Below are 13167 nucleotides of genomic sequence, written 5' to 3'. Positions count from 1 at the left end.
AGGCAACTGGGAGAGCAGGGCTGCCTATGAGGGCCGGAAACGCACATTCATCGTTAAGGCTTCACTGATCGCTGGAAACCGTGCGATAAGCCTTTAAAAGAGAGAACCCCGCTAAAAAGCGGGGTTCGTCAGCAACCTGAGGCCGCAATCGCGGCCTTTTTCTTTGTGATAGTTAGAGTGTAAGTACCAACTTACCGCGTACATGACCTTCCTGGCTGAGGCGGAATGCCTCGGCTACCTGCTCCAGCGGCAGGGCTTCCGCCAGAGCAACCCGCAATTTACCTTCCCTGTGCAATGTTGCCAGTTCGGCCAGCTGGTCGGCGTTGGCTTCGCAACGGATCGGCAGCACTGCATGGCCGATCTCGTCACCGGCGGCAATCACCTGATCCTTGGTGACGGAAGGCAGGGTGACCATCACGCCACCCGGTTTCAGACAGGGCAGGGCATTAATCGCAGTGTCGCCACCCACGGCATCGATGATCAGATCAACATCGCTCAATACCTGGGTGACATCATCAAGGTGATAGTCATACAGCTTATGTGCGCCCAAGCTGCGCAGAAAGCTGTGGTTGCGGCCTGAAGCGGTACCGTACACCTCGGCTCCGGCCCAGTTAGCCAGTTGTACCGCCAGATGGCCAACACCGCCGGCGGCACCCAGGATCAGCACGCGCTGGCCTGCCTGCAGGCTGCCCTTATCAAACAGTGCCTGCCAGGCGGTCAGGCCGGCGGTGGCAATCCCCGCTGCTGTTACACTATCCAGGTCGTCACCACGTTTGGCGATCTCGGCGGCGGGGGCAGCAATATACTCCGCGTAACAGCCCGCCCGCTCCGGAAAGCGAATCATGCCGAATACTTTGTCGCCGCGGCCATAACCGCTCACGCCTTCACCCACCTCTTCCACTGTGCCGGCAAACTCCCAGCCGGGAATAAACGGCAGCTCACCAATAAACGGTGCGGCGCCGCCACCGGCGCAGGTTTTCCAGTCGATCGGATTAATCCCGCAGGCCTCGGTGCGAATCAGGACCTCGCCACGTTGTGGTACGGGCGTGTCCACCTCTTCCAGTTTCAGGTTGCTGGTATCGCCAAACTCGTGGATCTGTATCGCTCTCATCTGTCTCTCCATCGCAGGTACGACTCAGGGTGCAAACAGGGTGTCTTGGACCTAGGGATTGCAGCCGTTACATCTAATTTTTGTTAGGCTTGGTGCCTCTAGAAACTTAGCAGAAAGTGGACGTAAGGCGAGTATGATATATCTGGCAATGATCGAAGAGCTGTTGTTTTGGGGCGGCCTGGTGGTGTTTTTCGTGTCGCTGGCCCTTTACGCAGGACGTACCAAGGACTTCAAATCGGTGCTGATGTTCTGGCAGCCCAATATTCAGTTCAATGTGATGGAATTTAAAGTGAACCGTGCAGGTCTGAGTATGATGATCGTAGCTGTTGCGCTGCGCCTGTACGCATACTTTATGAGTTGATAGGTGTTATGAAAGGAAATCCCGCTAAAGGCGCGGGTTATCTGCTGAAGGGACTGTCGATGCTGCCGGACCCGGCCATCCGCCCCTTTGTGCTGATCCCGCTGATTGTAAATATTCTGTTATTTGTGGGCGCCATCTGGCTGCTGCTGACCCAGTTTGATGTCTGGATCGACTTCCTGCTGGGGTTTCTACCCGACTGGGCCTCCTTCCTGGAGTATCTGTTGTGGCCGCTGTTCGCGTTGATGGTACTGCTGGTGGTTTATTACAGCTTTACCCTGGTGGCGAACTTGATCGCGGCGCCGTTTAACGGCTTCCTGTCGGAGAAGGTAGAGCGCAAGCTGCGGGGTGAGGTGGTGACTGATGAGGGCTGGCAGGCGATTATTGCGCTGGTGCCACGTGCTATCGGCCGCGAGTTGTCCAAGCTGGCCTACTATCTGCCACGTTTTATCCTGCTGCTAGTGCTGACCTTTATCCCGGTAATCAATATCGCCGCGCCATTTCTGTGGTTTATGTTTGGTGCCTGGATGATGGCAATCCAGTACTGCGACTACCCGATGGATAACAACAAGGTGAGCTTCAAGCAGATGAAAGAGCTGCTGAAGGCCCGACGCCTGACCTCCGTAGGTTTTGGTGGCCTGGTGCAGCTGGGTATGATGATTCCTGTGCTGAACCTGGTGCTGATGCCTGCAGCGGTGGTGGGGGCAACCTGCTACTGGGTTGAGGAACATATCGGTGATCATTTGGGTGATATGAATTCAGGACGACCACAACTGGATCGATAGGCCGGAAGCAGGTTGGGTCGAGCGTAGCGACACCCAACTTGTCTATCTACCCTTTCTGTTGGGTGTCGCCTATGGCTCGACCCATATATGGTCTCCTCCCAGCTTGCAATGGCTGGATGCTCCGATGATTTGACAGGTTGCTGCCATATATCCGGCCTGTTCTGTGAAGCTATTTGAGCATCTGGCCTTGATGAGCGTTCGCGCACAGTGGCCTTATCAACCTAACGGTATCGATCTACCGTGGGACGAGCCAGGGTTTCACTGTGCCGGTTTGACCTGTTCTGTCATCGTTTACACACTGCCTTCGCAACCTCTGGGTGTGTTTGCTGTTACCTGATAATGCTTAGCTCGCCGCAGGTCGGTAGCGTTCACCGCGACGTACCAAGACCCACGCGATACGGCATAATTTATTGGCCAACGCCACCGTGGCCTTGTTGATGCCACGGGTGGCTTTTAACCGATTGATCCAACAGCTCAACGGATCGGTTTTTCCACCACTGCGTTGCACCACCGCCCGAGCGCCATGGATCAGTAAGCTGCGTAGGCTCTTGTCACCGCATTTAGTAATTCGGCCCAGACGCGGTTTGCCGCCGGTCGTGTACTGACGGGGCACTAGCCCAAGCGCGGCTGACGCATCCCGGCCACGCCGGAACTGTTCACCACTGCCGAGCCAGCTTTTAAACATGCTGCTAACTACGGGACCAAACCCTGGCAGTTCAGCCAGTCGGCGACAGACCTCATCCTGCTTCACTTGCTGTTGTAACTGTTGGTCGTACCAAGCTATCTCTTCGTCCAATGCCTGCAAGCGGGCGTATTGCCGTGCCACCAAGCGACGGCTCAGAGCTGTGAGCTCTGGATTGGTATGTGCCAGGATTTCTGGTACCCGTTGCCTGACGGCGGCTAAACCTGCCCGGATTACACACCCCCGCTCACCCAGTAGCCCACGGATCTGATTGGCCTGGGCTGTGCGTTCACGAATGAGCTGTTCGCGTATCCGATGCAGCATCTGTTCATCCTGCTGCTCGACCTGCTTAATGGCTACCGGCCGGACTCGACCGTGCAGGCACGCTTCAGCAATGGCCCGTGCATCGTTGTAATCATTCTTTTGTCCGCGCAGATAGGCTTTTACATGCTGGGGAGGCATCAGTTCCACCTGGTGCCCCTGCGCCTGGAGCACCCGAGCCCAGTAATGACTGCTGCCACAAGCCTCCATGGCCACGTGGATGGGTGATTGCTGGGCGAAGTATCGCGCTACCTGAGTACGACTTAAACGTTTCGCGTGAACCTCTCGCCCCTGACGGTTGAGATGTACAAGATGAAAGGTAGTTTTTGCTAAATCGAGTCCGATGACACTAGGCTTAATCATGGTCTCCTCCTTTGTTCCTCAGATGTTGGCTATACATCTATCTTGGCGCATTGCGACGCCGTTGGACGGGAGGAGACCATCTCATCAACCTACGACTTAACGAAAAAAAGCGCCCTTCTGGAGCGCCTTTTTTATTTGTCTGAAGAATCAGCTTGGGGCTCAGCCCGCATCCTTATAATCGTCATCCTCATTCACTGATACCAGCATCAGGTGGTCCAGTGGGAAGTGGCAGGTAAAGGTACTGCCTTCACCTTTCTTACTCTGAATAGTCAGTTGACCGCCGTGGCGCGACAACACGTGTTTCACAATCGCCAGACCCAATCCGGTACCGCCGCTTTCAGAGGAACGGCTTTCGTCCACGCGGTAGAATCGTTCGGTCAGTCGGGAGATATGCATGGCGTCGATGCCGATGCCGTTGTCGGTTACCGAGAAGTGGCCGCCGTCCTTATCGGCCCACCAACGGATGCGGATCTTACCGTTTTCACGGGTATAACGTACCGCGTTGTAGACCAGGTTGGAAAAGGCGCTGTGCAGCTCAACTTCCTGGCCCAGCAGGTCGTGCTGTGGATCCAGGTCCAGCTCGAATTCATGACCTCTGCCACGTGCCAGCTCGACGGCGGCGTCGTGGATGTTATGGATAAGGCTCTGGATCTGTACCGGATGCTCATCGGTGACCTGACGGGTTGCTTCCAGACGGGAGAGTAATAACAGGTCGGAGACCAGATTCTGCATACGGCGCGCCTGCTGTTGCATCTGGGTCATGCCCCGATTAAGCGGGCGTGGTAAATCCTGATCCAGGAAGGTTTCCAGGTACCCCAGGATCACGGTGAGCGGAGTACGGAGCTCGTGGGAGGCGTTGGCCACAAAGTCCTGGCGGGTCTGTTCCAGGCGCAGCATCTGAGTGATGTCACGGGCAACCAGCAGGCGGTCCCCTTTACCAAAGCGGGTGATCTGGTACTGCAGTTCGATTTCGTGATTGACCGGTGACGGCAGTTGCAGGGGATCTTCGTAACTATTGCGCTTGTAATAACGGATGAAGCGCGGATCACGCAGTAGGTTAATGACTGGCTTGCCGCGGTCAGTGGTTGTTTTGAAGCCCAACAGGCGCTCGGCCGAGCGGTTCCACCATTCCAGGTTATTCTGGTCATTGATGATTACCACCGCATCATGCAGGGCAGCAGAGGACTGCTGGAAGCGTTTGATCACACTGCGCAGGAACGCTTCGCGGGAGGCAGTGCGCTTCTGCTGACGGGAAAATTCGTCAAACAGATCACCCCAGTGACCGGTGCACTCGGGTGGCTCGGCATCTGATTTGTCGCGGTGTAACCACTCATTCAGACGGCCAAACTGCTTCACCTGCAACAGCGACCAGATCAACAAACCGGCAGATAGGAATTCTGCCGGATAGCCAAACACAAACCCCACAAACAACCCGAGTCCCGCAAACAGAAACAGGTTACTTAGCATTGAGTGGCGGTTGTGCTGCATGTTTTACCCTCAGGCTACATTGGCAGAGAAGCGGTAGCCGGTGCCGCGTACGGTTTGTACCAAGTAGTCGTGACGTTCACCAAGTGCCTTACGCAGACGACGGATATGTACATCAACTGTACGCTCCTCTACGTAGACGTTCCCCCCCCAAACCATATCCAGCAGCTGGCCACGGGAATATGCACGGTCTTGGTGGGTCATGAAGAACTGTAACAGACGGAATTCGGTCGGACCAAGCTCTATCGGTGCGCCTTCCGCCGTCACGCGGTGAGAGATTGGATCCAGGGTCAGACCATCTACGGATACCGGCTCTTCCACGCCTTTTGGCGTAGTACGGCGCAGTACCGCTTTCAGGCGGGCAACCAGCTCACGGGGTGAGAATGGTTTGGTGATGAAATCGTCGGCGCCGGACTCAAGACCCTTGATCTTGTTTTCCTCTTCGCCTTTGGCGGTCAGCATAATGATCGGCATGTCGGCGGTCAGTTCGTCCTTGCGCAGTCGGCGGGCGAAGTCGACACCGCTGGTGCCTGGCATCATCCAGTCGAGCAGGACCATATCCGGTTTGCTATCTACGATCAGTGCATGTGCCTGATTGGCGTTTTCCGCTTCAAGACACTCGTAACCGGCCATTTCCAGTGCGACCGCAATCATTTCGCGAATCGGTGCTTCGTCGTCAACGATCAGCACCTTTTTCGTAGAAGACATGACGTCTGCCTCTTTTGGGGTTAATAAAAGACGGCATTATTACAAGACAATATTGTTACACTAATATGACGCGCACGCCATTTCCTTAACGGAGGCGCGTATTAGGTGGAAATCCAGTCAGATCAGTGGGTTTACGCACTCAAATAGTGCGCCAGGATACCGGTAAATACCAGTAAACCCACGTAGTGGTTGTTGAGGAAAGCGCTGAAGCACAGGTCCCGTTCGCGGTTGCGAACCATGTACTGCTGGCGGATAAAGAGGACCGCCGCACCTGCAAGGCCCAAGTAATACCAGATCGACAGCTGCAGGTGCAGGCCCAGCCCGATCAGCAGGGCGAGGGTGAGTATCTTGAGGATGGAGACGATCAGCTTGTCTGCATCACCAAACAGAATGGCGGTGGATTTCACCCCAATCTTCAGATCGTCGTCGCGGTCGACCATCGCGTAAAGGGTGTCGTAGGCGACGGTCCAGAGCACGGTGGCACCGTATATCAGCCAGGCATACCAAGGCACCGTACCTGTCACAGCACTGAACGCCATCGGAACGGCCCAGGCAAACGCCGCACCCAGCACAACCTGTGGCAGATGGGTGTAACGTTTCATAAAGGGGTACACGGCTGTCAGGGCCACGGCGCCAAACGACAGCAGGATGGTCTGCCAGTTGGTGAACAGGACCAGTACAAAGGCCAGCAGCATAAAGCCGGAGAACAGCAGCACCGCTTCCTTGGGGGAGACCCGGCCGCTTGGGATGGGCCTATGCTGGGTACGCTTAACGTGGCCGTCCACCTTGCGGTCGGCAAAGTCGTTGATGGCGCAGCCGGCGGAGCGGGTCAGGAAAGCCCCGGCGACAAAGATAAACAGCAGCTTCAGATCCGGCACGCCTTCAGCCGCGATCCACAGTGCCCACAGTGCCGGCCACATCACCAGATAGGTGCCAATCGGCTTGTCCATCCGCATCAGTTGCGCGTACGCGGTCAGCTTCTCTTTCAGGGTAAAGGTCTGTTGGGCCTGTGACTGCATCTTCACTGCTTCTCTTATCCGATGCCGCTATTTTAACTGCTGCAGGGCGGGTAGAAAAACCTCACACACCAGCAGTGGTTTCTCCGACAAGTAGAACAGAGAACGCCGTGCCCAGACATCGGTGCGTTTGTCCTGCAGACGCAGGCGGCTGATCTGCAACGGGCCGCGGCGCATTGTGGGGTCGGAGAACAGCATGGATCCCAGCGAGCGGTTACCCAGCAGTTTCAGCGTGCGCTGACGACCAGTCAGTGTGGTGGCGGGGATGATGGTGCGGGCATACACCAGCGGTTCGCCTTTGCCGATCAACTGTACTTCGCGCACCAGTGCCTTTTCACGGCTGCCCATGTTGAGTGCCTTGGCTTCGGATCGGGTTGGGGTCTGCCAACCCTGACGCACCACCTCGACCTCGAAATCACCTTCGCTCAGCGCGATCAGGCGTTTGGTGAGGGAACCGGCGTCGGTCAGCCAGCTGCGCCAGATCTGCGGAGCCTGAGTAATGCTCGGGCGGCGTAGGGAGGTCCAGCGGGTGTCGAAGTTTGGTTCGGTGAGGGCTCGGGCAATGGGCACGGTCTGTTTCCTTCAAAATCTGCGCGTATGTTATCACCGCCGGGCCGTAAAAGTCTGCTGTACGTCAACACTCTGGTGATCTGGCCTTTGCCTGTTCCGGGCCTTCAGGTAGCATCGCCGCTATGAATACCACACACTCACTCAAATACTCTCCAGAGAATGCCGAAGCCCTCACCCAAGCCTGGGTGGATGCGATGGTGGTTGGCATGAACCTCTGCCCGTTTGCTGCGCCCGTTGTGAAACAGGCAACCATCCACTACGCCATCGAGATGGGGGACAAGGAAGAAGCGGTGATACAGGCCTTTCTGGCGGAACTGGATCGGATCCAGGCGAGTGAGGAGGATGAACTGGCGACCACGCTGCTGGTGACGCCAAATGCCCTGCCGGACTTTGAACAGTACTTGGATATGCTGGATATTCTGCAGGGTCTGCTGGACCGCTCTGGCCTGGGCGGTGTGTTTCAGCTGGCCAGCTTCCACCCCCGCTATCAATTTGCCGGTGTCGAGCCGGACGATATCACCAATTGGACCAACCGTTCACCGTTCCCGTCTTTCCACCTGATCCGTGAGGGGATGATGAGTCGGGTGCTGATGAACTACGGTGATCCCGACGAGATTCCGGAGCGCAACATGACGCTGATGCGGGAGCTGGGACGGGACGGCCTGATCGAACGTTTCCCACCATTTGCGGACTATATCCGGGACTGAGCGGCCCCGGATTCAATCTTAGATTTAACCACGTCTTATTAAATTAACCGGCGACGCAGTTGCGACCGTTGCTTTTCGCGCGGTAGAGGGCGTCGTCGGCCAGTTGGATCAGTTCGCGTGGGTTGCTGTTGTCGAACGGATTCAGGCTGGCCAGACCCAGGCTGATGGTGACGTGTTCACCCGCCGATGAGCGTGCGTGCTCGATGGTCAGGTCTTCCACGGTTTTTCGGATCTTTTCCGCCAGCACCTTGGCGCCTTCTGCGTTAGTTTCCGGCAGCAGCACCACAAACTCTTCGCCGCCAAAGCGGCACACCATATCCTGGGCGCGTTTTACGCTTTCGGTGATGGCAGTCGCCACGTGCTGCAGACAGCCATCACCGGTGAGGTGGCCGTAGTGGTCGTTGTAATCCTTAAAGTGGTCCACATCGAGCATGATCAGGCTCAGCGGTTGTTTGGAGCGCTGACCTCGCAGCCACTCCACTTCCAGGCTGCGTTCGAACTCGCGGCGGTTGTAGATCTGCGTCAGGCCGTCGATACGGGCGGCACGCTCCAGCAGGTCGTGGCTGCGCTTCAGCATCAGCAGGGTACGGATACGGGCTTTGAGTATGCCGTTGGCGCGGTCCTTGACCAGATAGTCGGAGGCGCCGGTTTCGTACACCTTGATCTCGTCCATATCGCTGAGTGGATCACCCACCAGGGCAACCGGTGTGTGGCTTTCAGCAGCCTGATGCACGATCTCGGTGGTGTCTTCCAGCATGGACTGAAAGTGGTTGATGCTGTTGAGCAGAATCAGGTCCGGGGTTTCGCCCGGCTGATTGAGCATCTTGCGCAGCTCCTGCACGGAGGCGGGCAGGATAATGTTGTAGTCTTCGCGTACCGCGGCGATCACGTTCCAGATCGACTGCACACCGTCATGGCCGTAGAAGGCGATGGTCTGCTGATCGCGGCCGTGGCACTGATCGAAGCTGCCGATCGGTCCGGCAGGCTGCTCACCACCAAAGAAGGCGCTGATATGTTCCTGGCTTGGCAGGCCCAGCAGGGTACGTGCTTCATCCTCGCCGCTGCTGGTCAGCACCGGGATACGCAGGTTGTAGCTGCCGCGCTCCCACTGGTGTTGCCAGTTCTGCAGGCAATGCTCGTGCGGCTCTTCGATGGACAGTTCGCCCGGCAGGCCGGCAGCCACGATGCAGTCGTAGATCACGGCGGTGGAGCTGATGTCTTTCCCTTCCACCCAGAGGGCGCGGTACAGGTTGATCAGCAGCTGACGGCCCTTGGCTTCGTCGATCTCTCGGGCGGCAATGACACAGAGGTTGGCGAAGCGGCTGTCGCTGCGCAGTGGCGGCAGAGCCACCTGAACCTGAGGCGCGCGGCTGCGCACAGTGAATACTTCGCTGGCCAGTTCGGCCTGACTTTCAGGGGTGGTGTTAAAGACGCTGATGTCGGGGGCGTGCTCGATCAACCGCCAATCGACCTGGTCCAGCAGATCCATGGCTTGCAGCTGCTCCTGCAGCGCGTAACAGAAAGGGCAGTTTAGATCGGCGTAAACCACGTATTGCAGCATGTTGATTCCCGGAGTCAGCTGGGCTTTAGGGCAACGTTACCACAAGTGGGGGAGGGCATAAAACGTGCGTTTACCCGTTTTTTGATCAGGTAAACGCACGTCGGGGAGAGAGCTTATTCAGCCGGGGAATCGTCGCCCTGCTCAACAGCTGCTTTCATGGTTTTCAGGGAAGCGTGGCGTACGTCGGTACCGCTTACCAGGTACACCAGGTGCTCGGCCATGTTGCAGGCGTGGTCACCGATACGCTCCAGGCTACGCAGAACCCAGATTACGTTCAGGCTGCTGGAGATCGCACGTGGATCTTCCATCATGTAGGTGATCAGGGAACGCATCGCAGTACGGTATTCCTGGTCAACCGCTTTGTCCTGTTTGGCAACACGGTAGGCCAGTTCAGTATCGCTGCGGGCGAACGCGGTCAGTACATCCTTAACCATCTCACGTACCAGGGTGCCGATGTGACGCACTTCCTGGTAACCGCGTTGGCCGGTACCTTCATCGGCCAGATCGATGGCGTGACGGCAGATACGGCTGGCTTCGTCACCGATACGCTCCAGGTCGGAAGTGGCCTTGGAGATAGCGGTGATCAGGCGCAGGTCGCTGGCAGCAGGCTGACGACGGGCGATGATGGTGGTGCACTGCTCGTCGATCATCAGCTCCATTTCGTTGGTCTGCTGGTCGGTACGACGGGACTTTTCTGCCAGGTCAGCATCGCCGGTCAGCAATGCTTCTACAGCATCGTGAACCTGGCGTTCAACGATGCCACCCATGGTCAGCAGCTGGGTACGAATCTGTTCCAACTCTTCGTTAAACTGCTGAGAGATATGGGTTGAGTAATTATCTTCAAAATTCACGTCTGAACTCTCCGTAATGAGGAGTGAATCTGCAATAGACGATAGGGGATGATAGACCATCCCCCGGAAATTTCACGCTGGGCCTTAACCGTAACGACCGGTGATGTAGTCTTCGGTCTGTTTCTTGCTCGGGTTGGTGAACAGGGTATCGGTCACACCAAACTCGATCAGGTCACCCATGTACATGAAGGCGGTGTAGTCGGATACACGTGCTGCCTGTTGCATGTTGTGGGTTACGATCACGATGGTGAAGTCTTTCTTCAGCTCGTGGATCAGCTCTTCGATCTTCAGGGTGGAGATCGGGTCCAGTGCGGATGCCGGTTCGTCCAGCAGCAGTACTTCAGGTTTTACTGCGATGGTACGGGCGATAACCAGACGCTGCTGCTGACCACCGGACATACCCAGTGCACTTTCGTGCAGACGGTCTTTAACTTCATCCCACAGTGCCGCAGAGCGCAGTGCCCATTCTACGGTGTCGTCGATCACACGCTTTTTCTTGATGCCCTGGATACGCAGGCCGTATGCAACGTTCTCGTAGATCGATTTCGGGAACGGGTTTGGCTTCTGGAACACCATGCCCACGCGACGACGCAGCTCGGCTACGTCAACGCTGCGGTCATAGATGTTCTGGTCGTCCATCAGAATCTGACCGGTGATGTTACAGCTGTCTACCAAGTCGTTCATACGGTTGAAGCAACGCAGCAGGGTGGACTTACCGCAACCGGATGGGCCGATGAACGCCGTTACGCGGTTCTTCGGGATCGTCATGTCGATACCGTGCAGGGCTTCCTTCTCACCGTAGGAAAGACGCAGGTCTTTCACTTGCAGTGTGCAGGTTTCGTCTTCCAGTCGCAGAATACGGTTATCTCGCTGCATGGCAGAAATATCAATGGCGTGGGTTTTTGCTTCGCTAGTCATGGCTTAAAACCTTTCTAATAAATTCCGCTATCCAGCGTTACATTTCAAGTGCTTTGTACTTTTCGCGCAGGTGGTTACGAATTGCAATCGCGGACATGTTCAGCAGGGCGATTACGATAACCAGCAACAGCGCAGTTGCGTATACCAGCGGACGGGCCGCTTCAACGTTCGGGCTCTGGAAACCTACATCGTAGATGTGGAAGCCCAGGTGCATAAATTTCTGATCCAGGTGCAGGTACGGGTAGTTGCCATCCAGCGGCAGGCTTGGTGCCAGCTTCACTACACCGACCAGCATCAGCGGTGCTACCTCACCCGCAGCACGGGCGATCGCCAGGATCACACCGGTCATCATTGCCGGGGATGCCATTGGCAGGACCACTTTCCACAGGGTTTCGGCTTTGGTTGCACCCAGTGCCAGGGAACCTTCACGTACCGCGCGTGGGATACGGGACAGACCTTCCTCGGTTGCCACGATTACCACCGGTACGGTCAGCAGTGCCAGGGTCAGGGATGCCCACATCAGGCCTGGCGTACCAAAGGTTGGAGCCGGTTTAGCTTCCGGGAAGAAAGCGTCATCTATGTGACCACCCAGGAAGTAAACGAAGAAGCCCAGACCGAATACACCGTATACGATAGATGGTACACCGGCCAGGTTGTTTACTGCGATACGGATCAGACGGGTAACAAAACCCTGCTTCGCGTATTCACGCAGGTAAACCGCAGCAACCACGCCGAATGGGGTTACCATCACGGACATCAGGATAACCATCATCACGGTACCGAAGATTGCCGGGAAGATACCACCTTCGGTGTTTGCTTCACGCGGATCTTCAGACAAGAATTCCCAGATCTTGGAGAAGTAGTGCAGAACCTTCTCGGTGATGCTCATGTTGTTCGGCAGGAATGCACGTACAACTTTGGAAATATCCACCTCGATGGTCTGACCACCGGCTGTTTCAGCGGTGAAAGAATCGCGGTTGAACTGGGTGTACAGGTCCAGCAGGTTCTTCTGCAGGACTTCGTATTCCGCATCCAGCTCTTTACGACGCTGATCGATCTCCGCATAGCGGGACTGATCGGTCACCTCTTTCAACTGCAGGGCGCGTTCTTTCAGGCGCAGACGTTCCAGCTCGTGGTTGATTGCGCCGATCTCGTGTTTCTCGATCTCTGCAATCTCTTCGTGCAGGTCCAGTGCACGCTCGATGCTTGCCTCGAACTTGTTCCAGAGCTGCATATACTCGGCGTTTTTCTCATAGCCGTCGTAGCTTGCGACGACCTGGCCGTTCTCTTTCAGGCTGCGCAGGTAACCGTAGAAGTTACCCCACTCACGACGTTCTGCCGCGAACAGCATCTCCGGGTTGCTGCGGTTTTCCAGGAAGTCATCCAGCACCCAGATAAAGTCGGAGCCGCCCACATCACGGTTGCCGATCTTCAGCAGGTCGCGCTGCATGAACTCAACGCCTTCTGGTACCGCCACGCCGCTGTCACGCAGCTGGTCTGCCGGTACATCTTCGGAGTCGACCAGTTCACCCGCCAGACGCAGGGAGTTGCCGTTTTCGACATAGTCCGCCTGGTAGACGTTGGCTGGCCAGAAGTGACCCAGACCGCGTACGGCGATCAGGGACAGCAGGCCAACAACCATGATCATACAGATCGCGACTGCACCAGCGTTCAACCATACCCACGGCTCGCCGGATTTAGTCCATTCTTTTAATGAAACTTTCATCGGTT

At 56.4% G+C, this 13167-nt stretch carries 13 protein-coding genes; 3 read left to right on the top strand and 10 right to left on the bottom strand.

Annotation, left to right across the window (positions count from 1 at the left end):
- Positions 1 to 172 precede the first annotated feature (172 nt).
- Entirely contained in the window at positions 173 to 1111 is a 939-nt protein-coding gene (locus ACEQ15_RS02820; RefSeq protein WP_370277513.1) for an NADP-dependent oxidoreductase, read from the bottom strand.
- A gap of 133 nt (positions 1112 to 1244) precedes the next feature.
- Here ACEQ15_RS02820 and ACEQ15_RS02815 point away from each other — a divergent pair, with 133 nt between their 5' ends.
- Both ACEQ15_RS02815 and cysZ read left to right on the top strand, forming a co-directional pair.
- The gene (locus ACEQ15_RS02815) at positions 1245 to 1472 is read left to right on the top strand and encodes a hypothetical protein (protein ID WP_370277512.1); all 228 of its coding nucleotides are present in this window, start codon (positions 1245 to 1247) and stop codon (positions 1470 to 1472) included.
- 8 nt (positions 1473 to 1480) lie between these two features.
- Positions 1481 to 2254, top strand: a complete 774-nt coding sequence (gene cysZ / locus ACEQ15_RS02810; protein WP_370277511.1) for a sulfate transporter CysZ — start codon at positions 1481 to 1483, stop codon at positions 2252 to 2254.
- Positions 2255 to 2597: 343 nt separating this feature from the next.
- Here the strand turns inward: cysZ and ACEQ15_RS02805 are convergent, their stop codons facing one another.
- The 5 genes from ACEQ15_RS02805 to ACEQ15_RS02785 all read right to left on the bottom strand — a co-directional run bounded on the left by ACEQ15_RS02805 (position 2598) and on the right by ACEQ15_RS02785 (position 7399).
- Positions 2598 to 3620 carry an IS110 family transposase gene (locus tag ACEQ15_RS02805; protein WP_370277509.1) on the bottom strand — a complete coding sequence of 341 codons (1023 nt, stop codon included), beginning with the start codon at positions 3618 to 3620 and terminating at the stop codon, positions 2598 to 2600.
- Positions 3621 to 3779: 159 nt separating this feature from the next.
- Entirely contained in the window at positions 3780 to 5108 is a 1329-nt protein-coding gene (gene phoR, locus ACEQ15_RS02800; RefSeq protein WP_370277508.1) for a phosphate regulon sensor histidine kinase PhoR, read from the bottom strand.
- A gap of 9 nt (positions 5109 to 5117) precedes the next feature.
- Complete coding sequence (gene phoB, locus ACEQ15_RS02795) at positions 5118 to 5813, bottom strand: phosphate regulon transcriptional regulator PhoB (RefSeq protein WP_282355197.1); 696 nt, start codon at positions 5811 to 5813, stop codon at positions 5118 to 5120.
- Positions 5814 to 5944: 131 nt separating this feature from the next.
- Positions 5945 to 6832, bottom strand: coding sequence for a 4-hydroxybenzoate octaprenyltransferase (ubiA, locus tag ACEQ15_RS02790; protein WP_370277507.1), 888 nt, complete (start codon positions 6830 to 6832; stop codon positions 5945 to 5947).
- Between the two features lie 27 nt (positions 6833 to 6859).
- Entirely contained in the window at positions 6860 to 7399 is a 540-nt protein-coding gene (locus tag ACEQ15_RS02785; RefSeq protein WP_370277506.1) for a chorismate lyase, read from the bottom strand.
- Positions 7400 to 7521: 122 nt separating this feature from the next.
- Between ACEQ15_RS02785 and ACEQ15_RS02780 the strand changes: the two genes are divergently transcribed.
- Positions 7522 to 8106 (top strand): DUF1415 domain-containing protein, encoded by a 585-nt coding sequence (locus ACEQ15_RS02780; RefSeq protein ID WP_370277505.1) that lies wholly within the window; start codon positions 7522 to 7524, stop codon positions 8104 to 8106.
- 43 nt (positions 8107 to 8149) lie between these two features.
- Here ACEQ15_RS02780 and ACEQ15_RS02775 read toward each other — a convergent pair whose 3' ends face one another.
- The 4 genes from ACEQ15_RS02775 to pstA all read right to left on the bottom strand — a co-directional run bounded on the left by ACEQ15_RS02775 (position 8150) and on the right by pstA (position 13162).
- Entirely contained in the window at positions 8150 to 9667 is a 1518-nt protein-coding gene (locus tag ACEQ15_RS02775; protein WP_370277504.1) for a diguanylate cyclase, read from the bottom strand.
- A gap of 113 nt (positions 9668 to 9780) precedes the next feature.
- Positions 9781 to 10518 carry a phosphate signaling complex protein PhoU gene (gene phoU / locus ACEQ15_RS02770; protein WP_370277503.1) on the bottom strand — a complete coding sequence of 246 codons (738 nt, stop codon included), beginning with the start codon at positions 10516 to 10518 and terminating at the stop codon, positions 9781 to 9783.
- 84 nt (positions 10519 to 10602) lie between these two features.
- Positions 10603 to 11436, bottom strand: coding sequence for a phosphate ABC transporter ATP-binding protein PstB (gene pstB / locus ACEQ15_RS02765; RefSeq protein WP_282355187.1), 834 nt, complete (start codon positions 11434 to 11436; stop codon positions 10603 to 10605).
- Between the two features lie 37 nt (positions 11437 to 11473).
- On the bottom strand, positions 11474 to 13162 hold the full coding sequence (pstA, locus tag ACEQ15_RS02760) for a phosphate ABC transporter permease PstA (protein ID WP_370277502.1): 1689 nt from the start codon (positions 13160 to 13162) through the stop codon (positions 11474 to 11476).
- Positions 13163 to 13167: the final 5 nt, after the last annotated feature.

The organism is Pontibacterium sp. (genome assembly GCF_964228735.1).
Lineage (GTDB): Bacteria > Pseudomonadota > Gammaproteobacteria > Pseudomonadales > Balneatricaceae > Pontibacterium.
The sequence above is the reverse complement of the archived record's forward strand: the minus strand, read 5'-3'. Positions and strand labels throughout refer to the sequence as shown.